Raw genomic sequence first — 26,409 nt, 5'->3', positions numbered from 1 at the left:
ATGGAGCGGTGGACTCCACCTTCCCTCGCGCTCGCAAGCCCAAGCTCGGTTACAACACGGCTCAGGTCGAGTCGTTCCTGCAGGTGGCGCGTCGCGCCTACGACGGTACGGCCCTTCCGGGCGATGAGCCGCTGACCTCGGATCGCATCCGGCTGACCGCGTTCGCGATGCAGAAGGGCGGCTACTCCACGACGCACGTCGACCAGGCCCTCGAGCGCCTCGAAGACGCCTTCGCCGCACAGGAGCGCCAGGTCGCCGCCCGGCTGCACGGCGGCGAGGCGTGGCTCAGCGAGGCGCGTGCGACGGCCCAGGTGGTCTCGAATCGCCTTGCACGGCCCGAGGGCCATCGGTTCGACCGGGTCGGCCCCCTCGTTCGCGGCTACAGCACGAAAGACGTCGATCGCTTCGCCGACAAGCTGACGAGGTACTTCAGCGACGGATGGCCGATCTCGATCGACGACGTGCGCGGAGTCGTGTTCAAGACCCAGCGCGGCGGCTATCGCGAGGCCCAGGTCGACCTCGTGCTCGACGCCGTCGTCGACGTCATGCTTGCGGTTCGCTGAGGTGCGCGTCGAGATGGAATCCGTCGCCGCTCTTTCGATACACTCGTCGAATCGTGGGTAGACATGCGGGAGGTGACGAGGCCGTGGGGCCTCGTCGTCAGACGACTTCGAATCCGCCCGCGGGCGAATCGACGCCGTTCGCTGCCGGGCCGGTCGCAGGCCGCACGGCAGCCGCCAAGGCCCCGCGCGTCGGCCGCGTCAAGCAGGCCGCGACCGTGGTCTTCGCCTTCGCGGCATCCGTCAGCTTCCTCCTCGTGAACATCGTCGACCCGTTCTCGGGCGCGACCGCATCGTCGAACCTCGCCGGCCAGACCGACCGTTTCGGCGGTGAGCGGGTGCAGGCGATCGACGTCGCCGGCGAGTACTCGATCGCGGTCGGCCAAGAGGCCTATGACGTCGAGAAGAAGCCCGAGGTCAAGCTCGCGCCCGCCTCGACGAGTGCGGGCAGCGGCTGGGCTCCTCCGGCCGTGACACCCGACCCGGGTTCGGCCCAGGCGTACGCCGCCGGTGCCGTCGCGGCTCGCGGATGGTCGTCGGCTGAGTTCGACTGCCTCGTCGCACTCTGGAGCAAGGAGTCCGGCTGGCGTGTCAACGCCTACAACGCCGGCAGCGGTGCGTACGGCATCCCGCAGGCGCTGCCCGGATCGAAGATGGCCACCGCGGGCGCCGACTGGGAGACCAACGCGGCCACGCAGATCGAATGGGGTCTCGGGTACGTCTCGGGTCGCTACGGCACGCCCTGCGGCGCGTGGGCGCACTCGCAAGACGTCGGCTGGTACTGACCCCTCCGCTGGGCTCGGCCGGCGGACCCGCCTCCATGCTCGGCCTAGACTGGATTCCATGGCGCGTTCGAACCGATCCCGGAGCCGGGCGGCTCGTGCCCGCGAGGAGCACCCCGAACTCGACGTCGAGCGTCTCACCTCCGGTTGGCGGCGCACCGAGGTGCGCGGCGGCCGAGAGTGGAACGTGCAGCCCGTCTCCGAGACGCAGGCTGCGAAGGCGTACCTCTGCCCGGGGTGCGGCCAAGACGTCGTGCCGGGCACTGCGCACCTCGTGGCGTGGCGCGCCGACGGCGTTCTCGGCGATGCGGCCGACCTGGCCTCTCGCCGACATTGGCACACCCACTGCTGGAGGATCGGCGCGGTATGAGTGACACGACCATCGAGATCCGCGCGAGCGTCGAGCTGCCGGCCCGCCGCGAAGAGATCGAACTGCACACCGCCGACGGGCTGACGCTCGTCGGCGAGCTCGCCACGCCGCTCGAGCGGCCGCCCGTCGCGACCCTCGTCACGCTGCATCCGCTGCCGACCGCCGGCGGCTTCATGGACTCGCACATCATCAGGAAGGCGGCCGCCCGCCTGCCGGCGCTCGCCGACCTCGCAGTACTGCGATTCAACACTCGCGGCACCGTCTCGCCGCGCGGCACGAGCGAGGGCTCCTTCGGTGAGGGCGTCGCAGAGCGAGCGGATGTCGCTGCGGCGATGTCGTTCGTGACGGAGCGCGGCCTGCCGCACCCGTGGCTCGTCGGCTGGTCGTTCGGCACGGAGCTCGCACTGAAGTACGGGCTCGACCACGGCATCGACGGCGCGATCCTGCTCTCACCTCCGCTGCATCGCACGAGCGCGGCCGAGCTCGCGCGCTGGCAGCACGCCGCTCCCGAACTGGTCGCCCTCATCCCCGAGTTCGACGACTACCTCCGGCCGGCTGAGGCTGCCGAGCGCTTCGCGAGCGTGCCGAAGATCACGCGCATCGACGTGACGGGCGGCAAGCACCTGTGGGTGGGGGAGTCGCAGACCCGGCGGGTGCTCGACGAGATCGTCGGCGTCGTCAATCCCGCTGCGCTGCCGCTGCCGACGATGTGGCCCGCCGACGCAAGCTGAACCATACCGAACGCGCGGGCTCAGCGCTCGTTCTGGTGGGGCACGACGACCTGCTTGATGATGAGCAGGATTGCTGCGGCCACCGGGATCGCGACGAGGGCGCCGAGCACGCCGCCGAGCGAACCGCCCGCGAGCGCGGCGATGACCACGAGTGCTCCGGGCACCTTCACGGCGCGATTCATGATGCGCGGGCTCAGCACGTATGCCTCGACCTGCATGTAGATCACGTAGTAGATGGCTGCGACGAGCGCGGTCAGCGGCGAACCGAGACCGGGGATGAGGCAGACGAGCACGATGATCACCGAGCCGCTCAGCGTGCCGACGAGGGGCACGAGGGAGAACAGGAACGCCAGGAAGGCGAGCACTGCCGGGAACGGCGCCTGGATGATCGACAGGAAGACGAAGCTCGCCACGCCGTTGACCGCCGCGAGCGAGACCTGGCCGAGCACGTAGCGACCGACCGATTGCGTGATCTGCTCGGTCAGGTCTGCGAACCGGTCTCGCTTCGAAGCCGGCACGAGCTGATAGGTCGCGCGCTTCATCGTGCCGAGCGATGACACGAAGTAGAGCGTCAGGATGAAGACGATGAACACGCCGAACACGCCGGCGCCGATTGCGACGGCGACCTGGAGCACGCCGCCGGCGAGTTCGCTGAGCTTGTCGGGATTCGTGAAGAAGTCGGTGAGCCCGGTCGTGACCTGATCGCTGATCTCGTCGACCGGAACCTGCGGGAACTGCTCCTGGAGGTATTCGATCCAGTCCTGTGCACTCGTCTGCTGGACGATCCGGGGGATCTCGTCGACGAGTTGGCTCACCTGCTCGACGATGATCGGCACGACCGCGATCACGAGGGCGGCCACGAGCAGGCCGACCCCGCTCATGACGATCACGATGGCCGCCCAACGCGGAAGCCCCCGGCGCTCGAGCCAGCTGGTTGCCGGGTCGAGGCCGAGGGCCAGGAACAGTGCGATGCCGACGTACGCGATGATCGTCGACAGCGTTGCGATCGAGCTGAGGATGAGGAGGCCGACACCCACGCCGAGGGTGCCGACCAACCCGATGCGGAACGCGTTCTGGATCTTCATCGAACGCCCCGCACCCCTCTTCTCGGCTCGACTACTTGGTCTTCGCCGCGATCTGCTCCGCCTGCGTCAGCACGCCGCGGAGGCTCTCGAAGTAGCCGGCGACGGCGTCGCGCTCGATCTTGATCTGCGAGAGGCGGTCTTCAGCGTCGGCGACGAGGGCGCGGGTGCGCTCCTCGGCGTCGGCGATGAGCTTGCGCGCCTGCTCGTGCGCGGCCGCGATGCGCTCGCGCGCCTCGTCGTCGGCCTTGTCGCGCACGACCGCGATCTCGGACCGCACCTCGGTCTCGAGGCGATCGGCCTCTGCCCGGCTCTCGGCCGTGCGTGCGACGGCCTCGGCGAGTTCGGCGTTGGCGTCCTCGAGGAACTTCTGCGTCTGCGCGACGGCCTCCTGGTGAGCGGCGAGCAGTTCCTGCTCGGCCTCGTCGCGCTTCGTCGACAGCTCGGATTCGAGGTCGAGGTGGGCCTTCTCGATCTCGCGGCGCATGCGGTTGACCTCGTGGGTCGTCTTCTTGCGCATCGCGGTGAGCTGGTTGTCGAGGTCGATGCGGCCCTGCTCGGACTCGGCGTCGAAGTCGGCGCGCGCCTGCTCCTGCTCGAGGGCGAGGTCGGCACGCATCTGCTCGAGGTCGGCGGCGTGCTTGGCGCGGATGCGCTCGAGCTCGTGCTGGAGCTTCAGGCGGGCCGCCTCGGCCTCGCGCTCGAGGTCGACCTTCGACTGCTCGCGCTGCTGGACCAGTTCGGCCCGGCTGCCTTCGAGTTCGCGGTCGAGGTCGCTGCGGGCCTGCTCGAGCTCGTGCACGAGGGCCGCGCGGCGCTCGGCGATCTCGGCGTCGATGGCTGCGCGTGCCTCGGCGGACTCGCGCTCGAGGTCGAGGCGGGACTGTTCGGTCTCAGCGGCGAGGTCGATGCGCGCCTGCTCGCTCTCGCGCGCGAGCTCGGCGCGGGCGCGGTCGAGTTCGATCGCGACCTCGGCGCGGGTCTGCTCGGTCTCCTGCGTGAGCCCGGCGGCGGTGGCCCGTGCCTCGGTGGCCTCGGCGTTCGCGGCCAGAAGGATCTCGGCGGACTTGCGCTCGGCCGCGGCGGTCATCGCGGCGGATTCGCGCTTGGCGCTCGTGCGGATCTCTGCGGTCTCGGTGGCGACTGCGCCGCGGATCGCCGCAGCGTCGCGCGCGGCATCCTGACGGAGCTGCTCGCTCGCCTCGTGGGAGCGCGAGACCATGTCGTCGGCTTCGGAGCGGGCGTTCTCGAGAATGCGGTTGGCCTGAGCTCGAGCCTCGGTGAGCGTGCGCTCCGCGAGTTCGTGCGCATCCGAGCGCATGAGGTGCGCTTCGTCTTCGGCGGCGCGGCGCAGCTTCTCCGCGTCGATGTCGGCCTGGGCGATGAGGCGGGTGGACTGCTCCTCTGCGACGCGCAGGGTGTTCTCGAGCTTCGTGCCGAGACCGGAGAACGTGGGGCTTCCGACCTCTTCGAGTTCGGCCGTCAGCTCCTCGATGCGCGCGAGGAGACGCTTGTTCTCCTTGACGCTGTCGGTGCTCTGGTTGTTCGCAGCGATGATGTCGCGACGCAGACCATTGATCGCCTTGTCGACCTCGTCCTTGTCATATCCGCGGAACACCTGCGTGAACTCGGTCTCTTCGACGGCCATTCTTCCTCCGGGCTCTGTCCCGCGTTCGTGGGGGCGCATGCGGGATGGTTCGTCCGATTGTACGGGGTCTCACGGGGACGGCGGAGACACCGGACTTCCAGCCATCGGTTAGGGATCTCCCAGAAATCGTCGGTAGTCTGGAATGTCTGTGTCAGAGGCCGCCGCTGGCGGCAATGGAGGTTCTGTTCGTGCGCTTCGTCTTCGCAATCGTGGCGTTCATCGCCGCGGCCGTGATGATCGGGCTCGGCATCGCCCAGCGCACGGTCTTCCTGGAGCCCGACCGCGTCTCGATGTCCGTCGAACTCGCAGGCGGTGAGGCCGACTTCATCGTGATCGAGCCCGAGGCGCTCGCGGCCCACCCCGGCAAGCAGACGATCACCGTGTCGGGATCCCCGAAGGTGTTCCTCTCCTACGGCCGCACCTCCGACGTCGAGGCATGGCTCGGCGAGACCCCGTACGTCTCGGTCGGCCACGAGGCCGGCTCCGAAGAGTTCACGAACGAGATCATCATCACGAAGCCGGTCGACGACTCGACTCCCGTCGTTCCCGAGACGACGCCGCCGACGGCCGGGGCAGAGACCGAGGCCGCGGCCGCACCCTCGCCGGCGGGCTCCGACCTCTGGCTCGACGAGATCACCGACGACCTCGTGCTCACCACCACGATCGACGTTCCAGAAGACATCGCGGTACTGGTCAGCGCGAACGGCGGCGACGAGCTGCCCGCCCGGGTGAAGATCGACTGGCCGCTCGACAACGCGACGCCGTGGGCCGGTCCGCTGATCGTCGGCGGCGCGCTCGTCTTCCTCGTCGGCATCGCGCTCGTGATCGCGGGCTTCATGAACCACCGACGCATGCGAGGCCCTCGCCGAAACCTGCCGAAGGGGCCCCGAGGCAAGCTGCCGAGTGCACCGAAGCCCGGTCGCACCCAGATCGGTGGCGGCCGCCGCTCGATCGGCCGTGCGAAGCGCGTCGCCGTCGTCCCGTTCCTCGTCATCCCGGCGCTCGCGCTCTCCGCGTGCTCGGCCGACTACTGGCCGAACTTCGATCAGCAGGCCGCCCCCGCGACCACGGCTCCCGCGACGCCGCTCGCGACGCCCATGCCGACCGAGGAGCCCGACGACGACGCCCCCGTCACCCAGCCCGCGGTGACCGTGCCCCAGATGGAGCGCATCATGCGCCGGGTCGCCGTCTTCGCCACCGACGTCGACGCCTCGCGCGACGCCACGGTCGCCGCCGAGCGGTTCACTGGCCCTGCGCTCGAGGCACGCACCGCCAACTACGCCATCCGCGGCTCCCTCGCCGAGCACCCGCTGCCGACCCCGATCCCCGCGTCGCCGCTCACGCTGACGCTGCCGCAGCAGGCGACGGGCTGGCCGCGCACGGTGCTCACGATCGCCAAGAACTCGGATGACCCGACGATCGCTCCGAGCGCCCTCACGCTGGTGCAGCAGTCGCCGCGCGAGAACTACAAGATCCTCTACGCCATCTCCCTCGCGCCCGACGCCGAGGTTCCCGAGGTCGCACCGGCCTCGATCGGTGCGGCCCCGATCTCGCCCGAGTTCAAGGGCCTCGTGATGCCGACCGGTCAGGTCGCCGCGGCCTACGCCGACGTGCTGCTGAAGGGCGAGGCCTCCGAGTTCTTCCCGATGTTCGACGCCGAGGGCGACACGCTCATGCAGCAGCTCGGCCCGACCGGGCAGCAGGCGATCAACGACGGGCTCCCGGCGACGGTCGACGCGAGCTACTCGAACGTCGTCGGCGACAGCCCCACGATCGCCCTGGCCACGAACGACGCGGGCGCACTCGTGTCCGTCTCGATCGAGCAGACCGAGAACGTCATCCCCAACGACGGCGGTACGATCGGATTCCAGCCGGGTCCTGCCGCAGCCCTCTCCGGCTTCACCGGGAAGAGCGCGAAGGGCGTGCAGCGCGTCATCGGCATCCAATTGCTGTTCTACGTTCCGGGCGTCGGCAACGAATCTGAAGATCAGATCCGTCTGCTCGGCTGGTCGGAGAGTCTCATCGGAGCTTCGGAGGTACCGTGACCAACCCGATTCCCCCTTCCGGCGCAGCGCTTCGCGGTGCGGTCGACCTCTCGGCGCTCGTGCAGCGCGAGTCGCAGGGTCAGTCAGGCGGCCAGGGTGCGCACGCGGCATCCGGCCCGAGCGACCAGATCGTCTTCGAGACGGATGACGCCGGCTTCGGCTCCACGCTCGAACTCTCGCGCACGGTGCCGGTCATCGTGGCGCTCTGGGCGACGTGGAGCGAGCCGTCCAAGGCGCTGCTCGCGACGCTCGAGCGACTCGTGCGTGCTCGTGCAGGCCGCCTCGTGCTCGCGGCCGCCGATGCCGACCGCAGCCCGCAGCTCGTGCAGGCGTTCCAGGCGCAGTCGATCCCCACGGTCGTCGCGGTCGTCGCGGGTCAGCCGGTGCCGCTCTTCGCGGGCGAGCAGCCCGACGAGGTCATCGACCAGGTGTTCGACCAGTTGCTCGAGCTCGCCGGTCAGCATGGCGTGACGGGCAGCATCGAGGCCGGCGAGCCCGGTGCCGCCGACGACAGCGCGCCTGCGGAGCCCGTCGAGCCGCCGTTGCCGCCGTTGCACCAGGAGGCGTACGACGCGATCGAACGGGGCGACTTCGCCGCCGCGTCATCCGCGTACCGCACGGCGATCGCGCAGGACCCTCGAGACTCGCTCGCCGTCGCGGGTCTCGCCCAGGCGAACCTGCTCGGCCGGCTGCACGGTAAGACGCTCGACGAGATCCGCAACACTGCCGCCGCCGCGCCGAAGGACCTCGATGCGCAGCTCGCCGTCGCCGACCTCGATCTCTCGGGCGGGCACGTCGATGACGCGTTCGACCGGCTGCTGACGCTGTTCCCCGAACTCGACGCCGACGGCAAGAAGCTCGTGCGCGAGCGGCTCGTCGAGCTCTTCGAGGTCGTCGGCACCGACGACCCGCGGGTCGCGGTTGCGCGGCGACGCCTCACGACCCTGCTCTACTGACGGGTACGCCGGGCGGGGTCTCGATACGGCGCCGGCGCGTCTGCTCGACCGGCAGCTGCGGCGCTGGCGCGCCTACTCGACAGGCTGAGTCTCGAGCGCGAACCACACGGCGCCGAGCGGGGGCAGCGTGAACGACGCCGACGCAGGCCGCCCTGGCCACGGCGCCTCGATCGCGTCGACCCCGCCGAGGTTGCCGACCCCTGAGCCGCCGAACTCCGCGGCATCCGAGTTCAAGACCTCGCGCCAGCGCCCGGCGCCCGGAAGCCCGAGCCGGAAGCCCTCGTGCGGCACGCCCGCGAAGTTCACGATGCAGAGGAGCGGGCGTCGTTCGCGGTCGTACCTGAGGAACGCGATGACGTTCTCGGCGGCCGCGCCGCCCTCGATCCACTCGAATCCGGCGGCGTCGTCGTCGAGCTGCCAGAGCGCGGGCGTCGCACGATAGCCGCGATTCAGCGCTCCGACGAACTCGGCGAGCTGCCGGTGGCTCGGCTGGTCGAGGATCCACCAGTCGAGGCCCCGCTCCTCGCTCCACTCGGAGAGCTGGCCGAACTCCTGCCCCATGAAGAGCAGCTGCTTGCCCGGGTGCGCCCACATGAAGGCGAGGTAGGCGCGAACGTTCGCGAGCTGCTGCCAGTGGTCGCCCGGCATCTTGCGCACGAGCGAGCCCTTGCCGTGCACGACCTCGTCGTGGCTGATGGGCAGCACGAAGTGCTCGCTGAACGCGTAGAGGAACGAGAACGTGAGGTCGTGATGGTGGTGCGAACGGTACATCGGGTCGTTCTGGATGTACTGCAGCGAGTCGTGCATCCACCCCATGTTCCACTTGTAGCCGAAGCCGAGGCCGCCGCTGCTTGTCGGGGCGGTGACGCCCGGCCAGCTCGTGGACTCCTCGGCGATCATGACGATGCCGGGGTTGCGCTTGTAGGCGGTCGCGGTCGTCTCCTGCAGGAACGAGATCGCCTCGAGGTGCTCGCGACCGCCGTGCACGTTCGGCAGCCATTCGCCCTCTTCGCGCGAGTAGTCGAGGTAGAGCATCGAGGCGACCGCGTCGACTCGCAGCCCGTCGACGTGCATCTCCTCGAACCAGAAGAGAGCGTTGGCGACGAGGAAGTTGCGCACCCGAGGGTTGCCGTAGTCGAAGACGTAGGTGCCCCAATCGAGCTGCTCGCCGCGGCGAGGGTCAGCGTGCTCGTAGAGCGGCTGCCCGTCGAACCGCGCGAGCGCCCACTCGTCTTTCGGGAAGTGCCCGGGCACCCAGTCCATGATCACGCCGATGCCGGCCTGGTGCAGTCGATCGATGAGGTACTTCAGGTCGTCGGGGGAGCCGAACCGCGAGGTGGCGGCATAGTAGCCCGTCACCTGGTAGCCCCATGAGCCGCCGAACGGATGCTCCGCGAGCGGCATGAACTCGACGTGCGTGTAGCCCAGCCACTCGAGGTACTCGATGAGCTCGTCGGCGACGTCGCGGTAGCCCTTGCCGGGTCGCCACGAGCCGAGGTGCAGCTCGTAGATGCTCATGGGGAGCGCGTGCAGGTCGGCGGCGGCGCGCCGCGACATCCATTCGCCGTCGGCCCACTGGTGGGAGCTCAGCGAGACGACCGAGCCCGTTGCGGGTGCGACCTCGGCCTGCCGGGCCATGGGGTCGGACTTCATGACCCAGGCGCCGGCTGCGGTGAGCAGCTCGAACTTGTAGACGGCGCCGGGCTCGACGTCGGGGATGAAGAGCTCCCAGATGCCGGTCGGGCCCATGCTGCGCATCGCGTGTCCGGTGCCGTCCCAGCGGTTGAATGCGCCCACGACGCGTGCCGCGGTCGCGCGCGGTGCCCACACGGTGAAGGCGGTGCCGCTCACGCTGCCGGCGATGCCCCAGTGCTCGCGGTAGTGCGCGCCGAGCACTCGCCAGAGTTCTTCGTGCCGGCCCTCGCCGATGAGGTGCAGGTCGAGTTCGCCGACGGTCGGGGCGAAGCGATACGGGTCGTCGCTCGTCCAGTCCGAGCCGTCGGCATAACGAGCCTTCACCCGGTAGTCCCTCGGTCCGAAAGCGCCCGCGCCCGCCCAGATGCCGTGACCGACGTGCTCGAGCGCGAGCTCCGCTCCGTCGGGGAAGACCGCCGCGACCGATTCGGCGAGCGGGCGTCGGGTGCGGATCGCTGTGAGCGGCCCCGCGAGGTGGGGCGCTTCGAAACCGTGCTGGCCGAGCACCGAGTGCGGGTCGTGGTGGCGTCCTTCTGCGACGGCGGCGAGCACCTCGTCGACGATGACAGGTGCGGCGAGCGGTTCAGGCATCCGTGGCCCTTCTCACGTGCAGGATGTGCGCAGGCCGCGCGAAGGCGTCGAGCCGCACGTAGTTGTCGGCGCCCCACTCCCACCGTTCACCGGTGACGAGTTCGTCGACCTCGAAGCGGGCGCCGGGCTCGAGGCCGAGCGCCTCGAGGTCGAGGTGAATGGTGGTCTCCCGCACCGAATGCGGGTCGACATTGGCCACGACGATGATCGTGTCGTCGGCGCCCGCGCCCGTGAAGCGGCCCTCGAGGTGCTTCGAGTAGACGAGCACCGAGTCGTCGTCGCTCGCATGGAAGCGGATGTTGCGGAGCTGGCCGAGCGCCGGGTGCTCGGCGCGGATGCGGTTGAGGATGCCGAGGTAGAGCGCGAGCGAACGCCCCTCGCGCTCGGCGGCCGCGAAGTCGCGCGGCTTGTACTCGTACTTCTCGTTGTCGATCGCCTCTTCGGCGCCGGGGCGGGCGACCGACTCGAAGTGCTCGAATCCCGCGTACACGCCCCAGAGCGGCGCGGCCGTCGCGGCGATGGTCGCGCGAACGGTGAACGCGGCAGGCCCGCCGAACTGCAGGTACTCGGTGAGGATGTCGGGGGTGTTGACGAAGAGGTTCGGCCGCATGAAGTCGGCGGTCTCCTGCGACACGCTCGTCAGGAACTCCTCGAGTTCAGCCTTGGTGTTCCGCCACGTGAAGTACGAGTACGACTGCTGGAAGCCGACCATGGCGAGGGCCTGCATCATCGCCGGGCGCGTGAAGGCCTCGGCGAGGAACACGACGCCCGGGTCATCCGCGTTCACCGCCGCGATCAGCCGCTCCCAGAACACGAGCGGCTTCGTGTGCGGGTTGTCGACGCGGAAGATGCGCACGCCCTGCTTCATCCAGTGCCGGACGACCCGCAGCACCTCGGCGAAGATGCCCTCGGGGTCGTCGTCGAAGTTCACCGGGTAGATGTCTTGATACTTCTTCGGCGGGTTTTCGGCGTAGCGGATCGTGCCGTCGGGCAGCTGCGTGAACCAGTCGGGATGCTCCGTCACCCACGGGTGATCGGGCGCGGCCTGCAGGGCGAGGTCGAGCGCGACCTCGATGCCGAGCGCGGCGGCACGCCGCACGAACGCGCGGAAGTCGGCGAGCGTGCCGAGGTCGGGGTGCACGGCGTCGTGGCCGCCGGGGGAGCCGTCGGCGAGCGGTCCGCCGATGGCCCAGGGGGAGCCGGGGTCGTGCGGGCCCGGGTCGAGCGTGTTGTTGCGTCCCTTGCGGTTCGTGACCCCGATCGGATGGATCGGCGGCAGGTAGACGACGTCGAAGCCCATTGCCGCAACCCCGTCGAGGCGCTTGGCCGCGGTGCGGAAGGTGCCCGACTTCCATGAGCCGTCCTTCAGCTGCTTCGCGCCTTCGGAGCGCGGGAAGAACTCGTACCAGGCGCCGACTCCGGCATGTCGGCGTTCGACGAGGATCGTGTGCTCGGGGGAGTCCGTCGAGAGCCGCGCGAGCGGTCGCACTTCGAATTCGGCGAGGGCCGGGTCGTCGATGAGCGGGCGGCGAAGGGCGACGGATGCCGCGTCGTCGCGCAGCCCGGAGGCGAGCGTCGTGAGCCGCTTGCGGGCGGCGACGGGCCGGGACTTCTCGGCGACCGCCCGGTCGATGAGCCGCGCGCCGATCTCGAACATGAGCTCGGCGTCGACCCCGGCGTCGACCTTGAGCGCGGCGTCGTGCCGCCAGGTCGCGACCTCGTCGTCGAATCCCGTGACGTGCCAGTGCCACTCGCCGATCTCGTCGAGGAGCACCTGGGCCTCCCAGCGGTCGGTGCCGGCCGCCAGCGGAGACATCCGCTCTCGACGAACCTCGCCCGATGGGTTCGTGATGACGAGCATCGCGCCCACCTGATCGTGGCCCTCGCGGAACACGGTCGCCCGGAACGGCACCACCTCGCCCTCGAATGCCTTGGGGCGCCAGCGCGCATCGGGCACAGCGGGGGTCAGCCGGGTCACTGGGATCCGGCCGGCGAGCACGGGGGCGGTCGTCACGTTTCGACCGTAGCGCGTCTGCGCCGCATGTCGTCGGTTGTCACACGGATGGATCCCAGGCCGCGAGCTGATCGAAGACGCGACGGTCGCCGTCGAAGGTGAGCGAATCCAAGTCTCTGCGGCCGTAGAAGAACAGGACCAGGTCACTGGCCGTGCCCCAGGCGGCGACGTCGGCCGTGTCGGGGTCCTGGCCGGCAGTGGTGGTGAGTCGGGTGACCAGTGCGCCGTCGTGGGACAGCCGGAGGCGCCAGGAGCGGCCTTCGGCGGCGTGGTAATCGACGACGGCGGGTTCGTGCGGCCAGGCGACTGTCGTCGCGCAGAGGGTGAACTGGCAGTCGTCGAAACCGTCGACGGCGATCTTCTCCGGTATCGGCTGCGGGGCACCTGCAGTGAGTTGGAGGTCGTAAGTGTGCACCGCGATCTCGTGGAGCTGGCGCCGCGCCCATGCGCCGGAGGTCTGCGGTGACGGGGAGTCTCCCCACCAGGTCCAGCAGGGGCGATCCGGGCCTGCCCCGCGCAGCACACTCGCCAGGTGCTCGACGGACTCGACCCACCAGGCCAGGAGGGCCTCGCGCTCCCGAGGCGCGCCGGTGCCGCCTCCCCAAGCGGACTCCGACGGCGGAGCGTCCGCGGGCCCCGCCGCGACGATGGCGGCTGCCTTGCGGCGACCCATGCCGACGTGCTGCACGTGATCGAACAGCGTTCGATCGGGATGGGTCTGCATCTGCACGTCGAGGCTGGGGGCCGCGGCGACTGCAGCGCGGAAGGCGGCCGACCGTTCGTCGATCAGGCGCAGCTGATCAGCGAACGTGAGAATCTGCTGCATCCCGCAGTTCTACCACCATTCGCAGCGGCAGCGGCAGCGGCAGCCGATCGCGGACGGCCACCTCGCGACTCACGTTCACGCAACCGACATCTGCGGCTCCTAGGGTGGAGCCGTGAAGCCGATTCGCAAGTTCACGGTCCGCGCGGTCATCCCTGCCGAGCTCGGTGCGCTCGAAGAGCTCGCCGCGAACCTCCGCTGGGCGTGGCACGAACCGACCCGTCGTCTGTTCCAGCACGTCGATCCCGGGCTCTGGCAGGCCTCCGATCACGACCCGGTCGCCTTCCTCGGCGAGGTCGCCCCGGCGAGGCTGGCCGAACTGGCGAGCGACGGCGGCTACGTCGAGTGGGCAGAGCGCGAGCGAGCCGCGCTGCGGGAATACCTCGCCGAGCCCCGCTGGTTCCAGTCGCTCGGCGCCGAGACGCCGCGCACGATCGCGTACTTCTCGCCCGAGTTCGGCATCACCGCCGCGCTGCCGCAGTACTCCGGCGGACTCGGCATCCTCGCGGGCGATCACCTGAAGGCGGCATCCGACCTCGGCGTGCCGATCGTGGGCGTCGGGCTCTTCTACAAGGCCGGGTACTTCGCGCAGTCGATCTCGCCAGACGGCTGGCAGCAGGAGCGCTACCCGGTGCTCGACCCCGACGGCCTGCCGCTCACGCTGCTGCGCGCACCCGACGGCGCCCCGGTGCAGGTGACCCTGGCGCTGCCCGATGACCGCGCGCTGCATGCGCGCGTGTGGAAGGCCGCGGTCGGGCGCATTCCGCTGCTGCTCCTCGACACCGACATCCCGACCAACTCCGATGAACTGCGCTCGGTGACTGATCGCCTCTACGGTGGCGGCGGCGAGCACCGCCTGCTGCAGGAGCTGCTGCTCGGCATCGGCGGCGCCCGTGCGATTCGCGCGTGGACGGAACTGAGCGGATGCCCCGCGCCCGACGTCTTCCACATGAACGAGGGTCACGCGGGCTTCCTCGGCCTCGAGCGCATCGCGACCTACATCGGCGAGGGCCTCACGTTCGCCGCTGCGCTGCAGCTCGTGCGGGCGGGCACCGTCTTCACGACGCATACACCCGTGCCCGCGGGCATCGACCGCTTCGACCGCGCCCTCGTCGAGCGGTACCTGTCGAGCTCGCTGCTGCCCGGCGTCGACCCGGCCGACGCACTCGCGCTCGGCGTCGAGCCCGGCGCCGACCCCGCGACGAGCGCGTTCAACATGGCCGTCATGGGGCTGCGGCTCGCCCAGCACGCGAACGGCGTCTCGAAGCTGCACGGCGAGGTGAGCCGGCGCATGTTCGGCGACCTCTGGCCGGGCTTCGACGCCGAGGAGGTGCCGATCACCTCGATCACGAACGGCGTGCACGCCCCCACGTGGACCGACCCCGCCCTGCTCGGCCTCGCCGAGACGCGGCTCGGCACCGGCGACACCGAGCATGCCGACTGGCGCAGCCCCGCGCTCGCCGACGGCGAGTTCTGGTCGGTCAAACGCGGCATGCGCCAGCAGCTCGTCGATGACGCACGGCGCCGGCTCGCGGCATCCTGGCGCGAACAGCATTCGGGCGCCGAACCGCCGAAGTGGGTGTCGCAGGTGCTCGACCCCGACACCCTCACCGTCGGGTTCGCGCGTCGAGTGCCGACCTACAAGCGCCTCACGCTCATGCTGCAAGACCCCGAGCGGTTGAAGGCGATCCTCACGAACCCCGAGCGCCCGGTGCAGTTCGTGATCGCGGGCAAGTCGCACCCTGCCGATGACGAGGGCAAGCGACTGATCCAGCAGCTCGTGCAGTTCGCGCAGCAGCCCGAGCTGCGGGGGCGCATCGTGTTCCTGCCCGACTACGACATGAGCATGGCCGAGAAGCTCTACCCCGGCTGCGACGTATGGCTGAACAACCCGCTGCGGCCGCTCGAGGCGTGCGGCACCTCGGGCATGAAGGCGGCGATGAACGGCGCCCTGAACCTCTCGATCCTCGACGGCTGGTGGGCGGAGTTCGCGGGCGACGATTATGGATGGGTCATTCCCTCCGCCGATGCGGCGGGCGACGCTGGGGAGCGCGATGCCCTTGAGGCGGCTGCCCTCTACGACCTGCTCGAGCACCGGGTCGCGCCGCGCTACTACGAGCGCGACGGCGACGGCGTGCCAGTCGAATGGGTGCGCCGCGTGAGAGAGACCCTCGCCGTGCTCGCGCCCGACCTCGGCGCCGATCGCATGGTGCGCGAGTACGTCGAGCGCCTGTACCGCCCGGCGGCCGAGCACTTCGCCAGCGTCGCGGCCGAGAGCGCGCGGGGAGCCCGCGAACTCTCGAGCTGGGGTGCTCGGGTGCGGTCAGCCTGGCCGGGGGTGCAGGTCGCGCACGTCGAGTCGGGCGGCATCGACGCGCCGCACGTCGGCGACGAGCTGCAGCTGCGCGCGGTCGTGCGGCTCGGCGAGCTCTCGCCCGACGACGTGCGGGTCGAAGTCGTCTACGGGAAGAGCCGCGCCGACGAGACGATCGACGCCGCGCAGCGCGCCGAACTCGAGGTCGCGGATGCCGCGGCGCCGCTGTCCCCGAGTGAGCACCTCTACACGGGGTCGCTCGTGCTCGACCGCGCAGGCGCGTTCGGCTACACGGTGCGCGTGGTGCCGCGGCATCCGCTGCTGCTGTCGACCGCGGAGCTGGGGCTCGTGGCCGTCGCCGACTGATCGCTCCGAAAACAGGAATCGGACACGCGAATACGTGTCTGGCGCCTGTATTCGTCGCCAAGGCGGCCGGCCGACCTGTTCTCGTGCAGGTGCAGGTGCAGGTGCAGGTGCAGGTGTCGGTGAGGGTGCGGCTCAGCGGGTGCGGGAGATCGGCGCATAGCGACCCTCGGTGACGGCGAGCAGGTCGTCGGGCGCGAGTTCGAGGTCGAGGCCGCGTCGACCGCCCGAGACGTAGATCGTCTCGTGCAGGATCGCCGACTCGTCGAGCACCGTCGGCAGCGCCGTCTTCTGGCCGATGGGGCTGATGCCGCCGACGACGTAGCCGGTCTTGCGCTCGGCGACGGCGGGGTCGGCCATCTCGGCGCGCTTGCCCCCGAGTGCGGCAGCGAGCGCCTTCAGGTCGAGCTGCAGCGCCACGGGCACGATGCCGACCGCGAGCGCGCCGTCGACGCTCGCGAGCAGGGTCTTGAAGACCCGATCGGGGTCGAGGCCGAGCTTCTCGGCGGCCTCGAGGCCGTAGGCCGCGGCGCGCGGGTCATGGTCGTAGCCGAGGGCGGTGAAGGCGATGCCGGTGCGGGTGAGGGCGACGGTCGCGGGCGTGCCCGCGGAGGCATCCGTTCGCTTGGCCATCAGGCTGCGCCCTCGGCACGGAACAGTCGCATCGACTGGGCGCCGACGGTGATCGTGCTGCCGGGGGCGAAGGCGGCGGCAGACGGCGCCGACGGCGCCTCGTCGGCGGAATCCCACAGCAGGGTGTACCCGCTGACGTCGTCATGCCGCGGGAGCACGACCTCGGCGTCGGACTCGTGGGCATGCACGACGAGGAGGATGCGGTTCGGCGCCTCGGTCTCGGGGGTCGACGCGGCGAGGAACTGCAGGGTGCGCTCGGCAGGGGAGTTCCAGTCGTCGATGCCCATGGTCTCGCCGTCGGCGTTGAACCAGTCCATCTGCGAGGCACTCGGCACGGTCTCGCCCAGGCGCCCGAAGCGGATGGGGCGCAGCGCGGGGTTCTCGGCGCGCAGCCGCATCAGGTGGCGGGCGGTCTCGAGCAGCTCGGGGGCGAACCGGGGGCGGTCGGCCGCATCCCATGCGAGCCAGGTGAGCGGCGAGTCATGGCAGTACGCGTTGTTGTTGCCGCGCTGACTGCGACCGAACTCGTCGCCCGCCGTGATCATCGGCACGCCCGCCGACAGCAGCAGCGTGCCGAGCAGGTTCCGGATGCTGCGCCGCCGCGCCGCCCGCACGACCGGGTCGGCCGCCTCGCCCTCGACGCCGTGGTTGTACGAGTTGTTGGAGTCCGTGCCGTCGCGGTTGCCCTCGCCGTTGCCCTGGTTGTGCTTGACGTCGTAGGCGGTGAGGTCGGCGAGTGTGAAGCCGTCGTGCGCGGTCACGAAGTTGAGGCTCGCGAGCGGCCCGCGCTCGCCGGAGAAGGTGTTCGACGAGCCCGCGAGCCGTGTGGCGAACCGGCCGATGCCGCTGCCGGCCGAGCCGGTCTCGCGCTCGCGGCGCAGGTCGCCGAGCCAGAAGTCGCGCATTCGGTCGCGGTAGCGGTCGTTCCACTCGGTGAATCCCGCCGGGAAGTTGCCGGTCTGCCAGCCGCCGGGCCCGACGTCCCACGGCTCGGCGATGAGCTTCGACGCGCCGATCACCGGGTCGTCGAGCATTGCGCGCAGCAGCGGATGCTCGGGCGTGAACGTCTCGCGCTCGTCGCGGCCGAGCGTGGCGGCGAGGTCGAGGCGGAACCCGTCGACCTGCAGCTCGTCGGCGAAGTAGCGCATCGAGTCGAGCACGAGTCGCTGCGGCGCCTCACCGGCGAAGTCGAGGCTGTTGCCGCAGCCCGTGGTGTCGACGTAGCGTCCGTGCGCGTCGTGCCGGTAGTACGCGGCGTTGTCGATGCCGCGGAACGAGGACGTCGGCCCCTCGCGCCCCTCTTCGGCGGTGTGGTTGTAGACGACGTCGAGCACGACCTCGAGACCGGCCTCGTGCAGGCGCCGCACCATGCCGGCGAACTCGCGTCGTACAGCAGCGGCACCTTCGGCTCGAGCCGTAGCGCTGGCGTACGGCGAGTGGGCGGCGAAGAACGCGAGCGTGTTGTAACCCCAGTAGTTGACCTTGCCCTGGCGCACGAGGCGATCCTCCGACACGAAGGCGTGCACCGGCAGCAGTTCGACGGTCGTGATGCCGAGGTTCACGAGATACTCGAGCGAGGCATCGTGCGCGAGACCGGCGTAGGTGCCGCGCAGGGGTTCGGGCACGGCGGGGTTCAGTTTCGAGACGCCGCGCACGTGCGCCTCGTAGACGACCGTGCGGTCGAGCGGCACACGGGGCTTGGCCGAGTCGCCCCACTCGAAGCCCGTCGCGGTGAGCGGTTCGAGCGCGACGCCCCGCCACGACCCGTCATCGGCGCGTGCGAGTCCGCGGGCGTAGGGGTCGAGCAGGGTGTGCACCGGGTTGAACGCGTGCGGGGCGCCGGTAGGCCCGTCGACCCGCAGGCCGTAGTGGGCGCCGGGGCGGAGCTCGGCCGACTCGCCCTGCCAGACGCCGTGCTCATCGCGCACGAGGGGGGTGCGGGCGATCGCCCAGTCGAGGTCGTCATCATCGAACACGACGAGGTCGACGGATGTCGCGTGCTGCGACCAGACCCGCGCGACCCCGCCGTCGGCGCCCGCACGAACACCGAGGTCGTGCAGGGGATCGTGCTCAGGCATGCGATCTACAGTAGTTCGTGGAGGCGAGACGCCTGCAAGCGCATGCACCCGCGTCGGGTGCTCCCGAACCCGTTCCAGATCGGAGGTCGGCCATGGTCTACCTCGACCACGCCGCGACCACGCCGATGCTGCCCGAGGCCATCGACGCGCTCACCGCCGCGCTCGCCGTGGTGGGCAATCCCTCGTCGATCCACAGCGCGGGCCAGCAGGCGAAGCGCCTGCTCGAGGAGTCCCGCGAGCGCATCGCCGCGACGCTCGGGGCCGACGGCATCGAGGTCGTGTTCACGGGCAACGGCACCGAGGCGGTGAACCTCGCGATCAAGGGCCTCTGGTGGCAGCGGCGCACGGATGCCCCCACCGGAGCGGCGCGTCGCCGCATCCTCATGCCTGCGGGGGAGCACCACGCCACGATCGACACCGTCGAGTGGCTCGTCGCGCACGAGGGCGCCGAGGTGGTCGAGCTGCCGCTCGACGAAGTCGGGCGCCTTCGCCTCGACGTGCTCGCCGACGAGCTCGAGCGGGGCGCTGCATCCGTCGCCCTCGTCACGATGCTCTGGGCCAATAACGAGGTCGGCACGATCGAGCCCGTCGACGCGGTCGCTCGCCTGACCGCGCGGGCCGGCGTGCCGCTGCACGTCGACGCGGTCGCCGCCTACGGGCAGCTGCCGATCGACTTCCACGGCATTCGCAGGGCAACGGATGCCCCGCGCGGCGCGGGTCTCGTCGCCCTCAGCGTCTCGGCGCACAAGATCGGCGGCCCCGCGGGCATCGGAGCGCTCGTGCTCGACCGCTCGGCGGCCGTCGAGCCGCTCATCCACGGCGGCGGGCAGCAGCGCAAGGTGCGGTCGGGCACGCAGGATGTCGCGGCCGCGGCGTCCTTCGCGGCGGCCGCCGAGATCGTGGCCGACCGGCTCGACGCCGACACGGCCCGCATGTCGGCGCTCCGCGATCGGCTCATCGCGGGCGTCGTGGAGGCCGTGCCCGAGGCGCGTCTCTCTGGCGACGCGGGCCCCGGGGCATCCGTTCGCCTGCCCGGCAACGCGCACTTCTCGTTCCCCGGCTGCGAGGGCGACTCGCTCCTCTTCCTGCTCGACGCGGCCGGCGTCGCGGTGTCGACGGGCTCGGCCTGCCAGGCCGGGGTGCCCGAGCCCTCGCACGTGCTGATGGCCATGGGGCGTTCGGAGGCCGACGCCCGCGGGGCGCTCCGCATCACGATCGGCCACGCGTCGACCGACGCCGATGTCGACGCGCTCCTCGCGGCGCTGCCCGCCGCTCACGCGCAGGCCGCCCGGGCCGGGCTCGCCGCCCGCGCCACCTCGTTCGACCGCTGACGCGACGCGCACCGCCCGCGGCAGAACGCGGCGCGGGCCCGGTTGCGGAGGCCCGCCGGAACACAACTCCGGAGATTCGCCGCGACACGCCGATGCCGCGACGGGAATCACGGCGTGTCGTCGAGAAGTTCCGAAGTTGTGCACGGGCGACGTCGGTCGGCGCGCAAGGCCGGGCGCGGGGCATCCGCTCAGGAGGCCTGCCTACACTGGAGGGGTGAAGGTTCTTGCAGCGATGAGCGGCGGCGTCGACAGCGCCGTTGCGGCCGCGCGCGCCGTCGAGGCGGGCCACGAGGTCGTCGGCGTGCACCTGGCGCTCAGCCGCAACGCCGGCACGCTGCGCACCGGCAGCCGCGGCTGCTGCACGATCGAAGACTCGATGGACGCGCAACGGGCGGCCAATATGCTCGGCATCCCGTACTACGTGTGGGACTTCTCCGAGCGGTTCAAGGCCGACGTCGTCGACGACTTCATCGCCGAGTACTCCGCCGGGCGCACGCCGAACCCCTGCATGCGCTGCAACGAGCGCATCAAGTTCGCCGCCCTGCTCGAGAAGGCGATCGCGCTCGGATTCGACGCCGTCGCCACCGGCCACTACGCCAAGATCGTGACGGATGCCGCGGGCAACCGCGAACTCCACCGCGCGAGCGCCGAGGCCAAAGACCAGAGCTACGTGCTCGGCGTGCTGACGGCCGAGCAGCTCGCACACGCGTACTTCCCACTCGGCGACACTCCGTCGAAGACGCTCGTGCGCGCGGAGGCCGCCGAGCGCGGGCTCTCCGTCGCGCAGAAGCCCGACTCCTACGACATCTGCTTCATTCCCGACGGCGACACCAGGGGCTGGCTCGCCGACAAGGTCGGCACCGAGACGGGCGACATCGTCGACCGCACGGGCGCGGTCGTCGGCTCGCACGAGGGAGCGCATTCGTTCACCGTGGGTCAGCGCCGCGGCATGCGGCTCGGCACGCCGGCCGCCGACGGCAAGCCCCGCTTCGTGCTCGAGGTTCGGCCCAAGGAGAACACCGTCGTCGTCGGGCCGAAGGAGGCGCTCGCGATCGGCGTCATCGCCGGGTCGCGCTTCTCGTGGGCAGGGCTCGCTCCCGAGCAGCCCGAGACGGCGTTCGACTGCGAGGTGCAGATCCGTGCGCACGCCGACCCCGTGCCGGCCGTCGCGCAACTCGTCGACGGCGAGCTCGTCGTCACGCCGGAGCATCCGCTCGATGGTGTCGCGCCCGGCCAGACCGCCGTGATCTACGTCGGCACGCGGGTGCTCGGACAGTTCACGATCGACCGCACGGTCAGCGCGGTTCCGGTCGACGCCTAGCCGCGCCGAGGCTCGCCTCGATGACTCGCATCGCGTAGATTCGCGCTGGCGCTACCCCCGGCGCCGCGTGAATGACGAGGAGTCGTTGTGTCCTACCCACAAATTCCCGCCGATCCGAACCGCGACCCGGCCGAGCCGTTCAGAAACCTCGACCCGGCACCCACGACGGGTCGCATCACGATCGTCGCGCCGCCCGCCGACGAGTGGGAACCGATCGTCGAGGTCGCTCCGATCACCGCCGACGAGGTCGTCGAGCGTCAGCGCCAGGCATTCGGCGGCATGAAGATCGGCTCGGCCCTCTTCGGGTGGATCATCGTCGCGGGCCTGACGTCCATCCTCACCGGGGTGCTCGTGGCCGCCGGTGTCGCTCTCGGCGTCGGGCCTGTGCAAGAGTCGGGCACGTCGAACACCGACGCACTGCTCGGTGCCGATGCCGTCGGCTGGATCGGCGTCAGCACGTTGCTCGTCATCGCACTGGTCTCGTTCTACAGCGGCGGCTACGTCGCCGGCCGGATGGCGCGATTCAGCGGCGTGCTGCAGGGTCTCGCGGTCTGGCTCTGGGCGGTCGTCATCGCGATCGCGGTCGCGGTGACCAGCATGCTGCTCGGCCTTCAGGGCGACCTGCTGGGCGCCCTGAACACCTTTCCGCGGATCTCTGTGCCCGAGAGCGCGCTCACGATCGCTGGCATCACCATCGCGGCCGTGGCGGCTCTCGTGACCGTCGGCGGCGCCCTCCTCGGCGGCGTCGTCGGCGTGCGCTACCACCGCCGCATCGATCTCGTCGGGTTCGATCGATAGCCCGAAAGGCGCGTCGGGCGCCGTGTGGGCGTCGGTGCCGCCTCGTACTATGGGCGTGTGAGCGACATCTCCGGTGACAGCGGCGGCCTTCCGACCGATTTCGACGCGGCACGTGCGGAGGCGACCGAGCTCGCCGATCGCATCGAGGGCGCGCGGCTCGCGTACTACGGCGACGGGGATTCGACGCTCTCCGACGCCGAGTACGACGAGGCCTTCCATCGTCTCGAGGCCCTCGAGCGCGCGTTCCCCGAGCTCGCGGGCCAAGACAGCCCGACGCAGCAGGTCGGCGCTGCCATCGTCTCGGCCGGTTTTCCCGAGCACGAGCACGCCGAGCGCATGCTCAGCCTCGACAACGTCTTCTCGATCGACGAGTTCCGCGACTGGGCGACGAAGACCGCCGCAGCCGCGGGGCGGCCGGTGCATTGGCTCTCCGAGTTGAAGATCGATGGCCTCGCGATCAGCCTCGCCTACCGCGACGGCGTGCTCGAGACCGCGACCACGCGCGGCGACGGCCGGGTCGGGGAGAACATCACCGAGAACGTCGACCTGATCCCGGTGATTCCGCAACGACTCGAGGGCGAGGGATATCCGGCCTTCTTCGAGGTGCGCGGCGAGGTGTTCCTGCGCACGAGCGACTTCGAGGCGCTCAATGAGCGCCAGCACGAGCTGCAGGCCGCGTTCGAGGCCGAGCAGCTCGCGAAGGGGCGCGCGCTGGAAGACATCCCGACGAAGTACCCCGAGTTCGCCAACGCCCGCAACACGGCCGCGGGCAGCCTCCGACAGCGCCGCGAGAAGAAGAGCGCGTTCGACCTCACGCTCATGCGCGAGCGGCTGGGTCGCCTCGACCTCTACCTGCACGGCATCGGCGCCTGGCGCAATTCCGCATCCTCCGGGCCTGCAGTTCGCAACCAGTCCGAGATCTACGCGCTGCTGGCGAGCTGGGGCCTTCCGGTCTCCCCGCACTCGCGCGTGTTCGACTCGGTCGACGACGTCGCCGGCTACATCGCCGAACGCGGTGAGCACCGGCACGATGTCGAACACGAGATCGACGGCATCGTCGTCAAGGTCGACGAACTCGAACTGCACGACGAGCTCGGCGCGACGAGCCGCGCTCCGCGCTGGGCCATCGCCTACAAGTACCCGCCCGAAGAAGTGCACACGAAGCTCCTCGACATCGTCGTCGGCGTCGGCCGCACGGGCCGTGCGACTCCCTACGCGGTCATGCAGCCCGTCAAGGTGGCCGGTTCGACCGTGCGCCAGGCGACGCTGCACAACCAGCAGGTCGTGAAGGCCAAGGGCGTGCGGGTCGGCGACACCGTCGTGCTCCGCAAGGCGGGGGATGTCATTCCCGAGATCCTCGGGGCGGTCGAGCAGCTTCGCGACGGCACCGAGGTCGAGTGGCACATGCCCGAGCTCTGCCCCGAGTGCGGCACCCCGCTCCGGGCCATGAAAGAGGGCGACATCGACCTGCGCTGCCCGAACGCGAAGTCGTGCCCGGCGCAGGTGCGCGGCCGCGTCGAGCACATCGGGTCGCGCGGGGGCCTCGACATCGAGGCGCTCGGCGAGGTCACCGCCGCAGCGCTCACCCAGCCCTCGGTGCCCGCCGAACCGCCGCTCGCGACCGAGGCGCGGCTCTTCGACCTCACCCTCGACGAGCTCGTGCCGATCGAGGTCGTGGTGCGCGATTCCGAGACGGGCGAGCCGAGGGTCGACGAAGCTACGGGCGAGCCGATCCGGCGCGCGCCGTTCCAGAAGCTCAGTGCTGCGAGCTACCCGCCCGGCACCGAGACGATGACTCCGGCAGAGCGGCGGGCAGCGGGGGTCAAGAAGGACTACCGGGTCGTCGGGCCGTCCGAGGCCGCGACGAAGCTGCTCTCCGAACTCGAGAAGGCGAAGACGAAGCCGCTGTGGCGACTGCTCGTCTCGCTCAACATCCGCCACGTCGGCCCGGTCGCCGCGCGGGCGCTGGCTGACTGGTTCGGATCCCTCGACGCGATTCGCGCGGCGACCCGCGAACAGCTCGCCGAGGTCGAGGGTGTGGGCGGCATCATCGCCGATTCGCTCATCGAGTGGTTCGGCGTCGACTGGCACCTCGACATCGTCGACCGGTGGACGGCGGCGGGCGTGCAGTTCGCCACTCCGGGGCATCCGGGGCCGGGTGCCGCCGCCGATGCCGGGGGAGTGCTCGCGGGCCTCACCATCGTCGCGACCGGTTCGCTCGACGGCTTCAGTCGCGAGGGCGCGCAAGAGGCGATCATCGCCGCGGGCGGCAAGGCGGCGTCGAGCGTCTCGAAGAAGACCGACTTCGTCGCCGCCGGCCCAGGTGCTGGCTCGAAGCTCGCGAAGGCCGAAGAACTCGGCATTCGGGTGCTCGACGCAGCGCAGTTCGCGCTGCTCGTGACCGAAGGGCCGGACGCGCTCGACTGAACGCAGTCGCGGCAGCGAGGCACTGAGCGATGTTGGAGGGGACATGGCAGGTGACGACACTGCGCACGAGCCCGTCGATCAGGCGGAGGCGAACGGAACCGGCGGCTCGAGCCGTCGCGACTTCCTGAAGCTCGGCGGGGTTGCGGCCGCCGGCGCCGTCGTGGGCGGGGGAGTCGGCGCCGCCGTCGGCGCGTGGGTCGGACACGCCCTCGGCTATGCGGCAGGAGCCGACGACTTCGCGGCTTTCAGCCCTCGCGAGAAGGCCGGATTCGACCACCTCGTCGTCGTCATGGGCGAGAACCGCTCCTTCGACAACCTGCTCGGCTGGCTCTACACACCCGACGACCTGCCCGATCGCCAGCAGTTCGACGGGCTCGCGTTCGGCGACTACTCGAACGCCGCGCCCGATGGCACGACGATCGCCGCTCACGTCTACGAGGGGCCGACCGATGTGATCATGGGGCGGCCGAACCCCGATCCGGGCGAGGAGTACCCGCACGTCAACACCCAGATCTTCAACACGATCGATCCGCCGACGAACGCCCAGCTCTTCGTGGAGCACATGACGGCGCCGTATAACGCGCCTGCAACGAACGTCGAGCCCGCCATGAGCGGCTTCGTGACCGACTACCTCGTCAACTACGAGCGCCTCAAGAAGGGCACTCCGCCCGGTGCGGCGGAGCTCGCCCAGATCATGGGCTCGTTCTCGACCGAGATGCTGCCGGTGCTCTCGACGCTGGCGAAGAACTTCGCGGTCTTCGACGCGTGGCATGCGGGCGTGCCGTCGCAGACCTTCTGCAACCGCTCGTTCTTCCACGCCTCGACCTCGCACGGCTTCGTGACGAACAAGCACGGCGGCGGGTACACGAAGTGGCTCGAGGCCCCTGCGGCGCCCACGATCTTCAATCGCCTCGAAGACGCCGGCATCTCGTGGCGCATCTACTTCGACGAACTCCAGCTCGTCTCGTTCACGGGCGTGCTCCATGCGCCGGTGCTCGAGCAGTACTGGCGCACCGACCATTTCGCGACGATGGAGCAGTTCCACGACGACGTGAAGAACGGCGAACTGCCGGCGTACGCGTTCATCGAGCCGCGCATGACCTACAACCACAACGACTTCCACCCGCCGTTCGGCAAACTTCGTGCGAGCGAGGTCGACGGCACCGAGGTCGTCGACAGCGCGATCTCCGATGTCAGGGCGGGCGAGGCGCTCATCCACGAGATCTACTCGTCCATCAAGGCGAGCGCCTCCGCCGACGGCTCGAACGCGCTGAACACGATGCTCCTGATCACCTTCGACGAGCACGGCGGATGCTACGACCACGTGCCCCCGCCGTCGGCCACGCCGCCGGAGGTCGACGAGCCCGCCGGCGAGATGGGCTTCCGCTTCGATCGACTCGGATGCCGCGTGCCCGCGATCGCCGTGTCGGCGTACACGCGAGCGGGCACCGTGATCAACGACGAGATGCATCATGGCGCCGTCATCGCGACGCTCTCGAAACTGCACGGGCTGAAGCCGTTGACTCGTCGTGACGCCGAGGCGAACGACATGTTCAACGCGGTGAACCTCGACGCCCCGCGGCATCCGCTGACCTGGCCGGCGACGACGCCGCAGTACATCCCGCCGAACCCGCAGTCGAAGTCGCCGCATCCGGGGCACGCGCACAAGGACAAGCCCTTGAGCCCGCCCGCCCGTGGGCTCCTCGGGCTGCTCCTCGCGAAGTACGGGCGCCCCGACGACGAAGAGCCCGAGACCTACGCCGACGCGTACGAGCTGCTGCACCAGTACGGCATCGGGCTGTTCGGCGCGCCCCGATAGAATCGATGCATCCCCATCCCGAGACGAC

At 70.3% G+C, this 26,409-nt stretch carries 19 protein-coding genes; 12 read left to right on the top strand and 7 right to left on the bottom strand.

Annotated features, from left to right (window positions below; all coding sequences use genetic code 11):
* Window positions 1-8: 8 nt before the first annotated feature.
* Genes VPH61_RS09770 through VPH61_RS09755 form a run of 4 tightly spaced genes read left to right on the top strand, consistent with a single transcriptional unit; the run spans window position 9 to window position 2,443 of the window.
* Complete coding sequence (locus VPH61_RS09770; RefSeq protein ID WP_332063302.1) at window positions 9-563, top strand: DivIVA domain-containing protein; 555 nt, start codon at window positions 9-11, stop codon at window positions 561-563.
* Window positions 564-616: 53 nt separating this feature from the next.
* Window positions 617-1,345, top strand: coding sequence for a lytic transglycosylase domain-containing protein (locus VPH61_RS09765; protein ID WP_332063301.1), 729 nt, complete (start codon window positions 617-619; stop codon window positions 1,343-1,345).
* A 58-nt stretch (window positions 1,346-1,403) separates the two neighbouring features.
* Window positions 1,404-1,712 carry a hypothetical protein gene (locus tag VPH61_RS09760; protein WP_332063300.1) on the top strand — a complete coding sequence of 103 codons (309 nt, stop codon included), beginning with the start codon at window positions 1,404-1,406 and terminating at the stop codon, window positions 1,710-1,712.
* Entirely contained in the window at window positions 1,709-2,443 is a 735-nt protein-coding gene (locus tag VPH61_RS09755; RefSeq protein WP_332063299.1) for an alpha/beta hydrolase, read from the top strand. The genes VPH61_RS09760 and VPH61_RS09755 overlap by 4 nt, the downstream gene beginning before the upstream one ends.
* 20 nt (window positions 2,444-2,463) lie before the next feature.
* Here the strand turns inward: VPH61_RS09755 and VPH61_RS09750 are convergent, their stop codons facing one another.
* Complete coding sequence (locus tag VPH61_RS09750; RefSeq protein ID WP_332063298.1) at window positions 2,464-3,528, bottom strand: AI-2E family transporter; 1,065 nt, start codon at window positions 3,526-3,528, stop codon at window positions 2,464-2,466.
* Between the two features lie 31 nt (window positions 3,529-3,559).
* Window positions 3,560-5,173, bottom strand: coding sequence for a DivIVA domain-containing protein (locus VPH61_RS09745; protein WP_332063297.1), 1,614 nt, complete (start codon window positions 5,171-5,173; stop codon window positions 3,560-3,562).
* A gap of 173 nt (window positions 5,174-5,346) precedes the next feature.
* On the opposite strand from VPH61_RS09745, the gene VPH61_RS09740 reads away from it, so the two are divergent.
* Both VPH61_RS09740 and VPH61_RS09735 read left to right on the top strand, forming a co-directional pair.
* The gene (locus VPH61_RS09740) at window positions 5,347-7,218 is read left to right on the top strand and encodes a hypothetical protein (RefSeq protein WP_332063296.1); all 1,872 of its coding nucleotides are present in this window, start codon (window positions 5,347-5,349) and stop codon (window positions 7,216-7,218) included.
* On the top strand, window positions 7,215-8,174 hold the full coding sequence (locus VPH61_RS09735) for a tetratricopeptide repeat protein (RefSeq protein ID WP_332063295.1): 960 nt from the start codon (window positions 7,215-7,217) through the stop codon (window positions 8,172-8,174). The genes VPH61_RS09740 and VPH61_RS09735 overlap by 4 nt, the downstream gene beginning before the upstream one ends.
* Before the next feature lie 72 nt (window positions 8,175-8,246).
* On the opposite strand, the gene glgB is transcribed toward VPH61_RS09735, so the two are convergent.
* From glgB to VPH61_RS09720, 3 genes are read right to left on the bottom strand one after another with little or no spacing between them, the layout of a single operon-like run.
* Window positions 8,247-10,460 carry a 1,4-alpha-glucan branching protein GlgB gene (glgB, locus tag VPH61_RS09730; RefSeq protein WP_332063294.1) on the bottom strand — a complete coding sequence of 738 codons (2,214 nt, stop codon included), beginning with the start codon at window positions 10,458-10,460 and terminating at the stop codon, window positions 8,247-8,249.
* Entirely contained in the window at window positions 10,453-12,474 is a 2,022-nt protein-coding gene (locus tag VPH61_RS09725; protein ID WP_332063293.1) for an alpha-1,4-glucan--maltose-1-phosphate maltosyltransferase, read from the bottom strand. Before VPH61_RS09725 ends, glgB begins: the two co-directional genes overlap by 8 nt.
* Window positions 12,475-12,514: 40 nt before the next feature.
* Complete coding sequence (locus tag VPH61_RS09720) at window positions 12,515-13,300, bottom strand: maleylpyruvate isomerase N-terminal domain-containing protein (RefSeq protein ID WP_332063292.1); 786 nt, start codon at window positions 13,298-13,300, stop codon at window positions 12,515-12,517.
* A gap of 112 nt (window positions 13,301-13,412) precedes the next feature.
* On the opposite strand from VPH61_RS09720, the gene glgP reads away from it, so the two are divergent.
* Window positions 13,413-15,977 (top strand): alpha-glucan family phosphorylase, encoded by a 2,565-nt coding sequence (gene glgP / locus VPH61_RS09715; RefSeq protein WP_332063291.1) that lies wholly within the window; start codon window positions 13,413-13,415, stop codon window positions 15,975-15,977.
* A gap of 132 nt (window positions 15,978-16,109) precedes the next feature.
* Here the strand turns inward: glgP and ybaK are convergent, their stop codons facing one another.
* Both ybaK and glgX read right to left on the bottom strand, forming a co-directional pair.
* Entirely contained in the window at window positions 16,110-16,607 is a 498-nt protein-coding gene (gene ybaK / locus VPH61_RS09710) for a Cys-tRNA(Pro) deacylase (protein ID WP_332063290.1), read from the bottom strand.
* Window positions 16,607-18,685 carry a glycogen debranching protein GlgX gene (glgX, locus tag VPH61_RS09705; RefSeq protein ID WP_332063289.1) on the bottom strand — a complete coding sequence of 693 codons (2,079 nt, stop codon included), beginning with the start codon at window positions 18,683-18,685 and terminating at the stop codon, window positions 16,607-16,609. Before glgX ends, ybaK begins: the two co-directional genes overlap by 1 nt.
* A gap of 92 nt (window positions 18,686-18,777) precedes the next feature.
* Between glgX and VPH61_RS09700 the strand changes: the two genes are divergently transcribed.
* From VPH61_RS09700 to VPH61_RS09680, 5 genes are all read left to right on the top strand, one after another.
* Window positions 18,778-20,016 (top strand): cysteine desulfurase family protein, encoded by a 1,239-nt coding sequence (locus VPH61_RS09700; RefSeq protein WP_332063288.1) that lies wholly within the window; start codon window positions 18,778-18,780, stop codon window positions 20,014-20,016.
* 214 nt (window positions 20,017-20,230) lie between these two features.
* The gene (gene mnmA / locus VPH61_RS09695; protein ID WP_332063287.1) at window positions 20,231-21,337 is read left to right on the top strand and encodes a tRNA 2-thiouridine(34) synthase MnmA; all 1,107 of its coding nucleotides are present in this window, start codon (window positions 20,231-20,233) and stop codon (window positions 21,335-21,337) included.
* Between the two features lie 87 nt (window positions 21,338-21,424).
* Window positions 21,425-22,135, top strand: coding sequence for a hypothetical protein (locus VPH61_RS09690; RefSeq protein WP_332063286.1), 711 nt, complete (start codon window positions 21,425-21,427; stop codon window positions 22,133-22,135).
* A gap of 66 nt (window positions 22,136-22,201) precedes the next feature.
* Complete coding sequence (ligA, locus tag VPH61_RS09685) at window positions 22,202-24,562, top strand: NAD-dependent DNA ligase LigA (protein ID WP_332063409.1); 2,361 nt, start codon at window positions 22,202-22,204, stop codon at window positions 24,560-24,562.
* A gap of 43 nt (window positions 24,563-24,605) precedes the next feature.
* Complete coding sequence (locus VPH61_RS09680; RefSeq protein WP_332063285.1) at window positions 24,606-26,381, top strand: alkaline phosphatase family protein; 1,776 nt, start codon at window positions 24,606-24,608, stop codon at window positions 26,379-26,381.
* Window positions 26,382-26,409: the final 28 nt, after the last annotated feature.

It is taken from the genome of Agromyces sp. CCNWLW203 (assembly GCF_036576125.1).
Taxonomy (GTDB): Bacteria; Actinomycetota; Actinomycetes; order Actinomycetales; family Microbacteriaceae; genus Agromyces.
The sequence above is the reverse complement of the archived record's forward strand: the minus strand, read 5'-3'. Positions and strand labels throughout refer to the sequence as shown.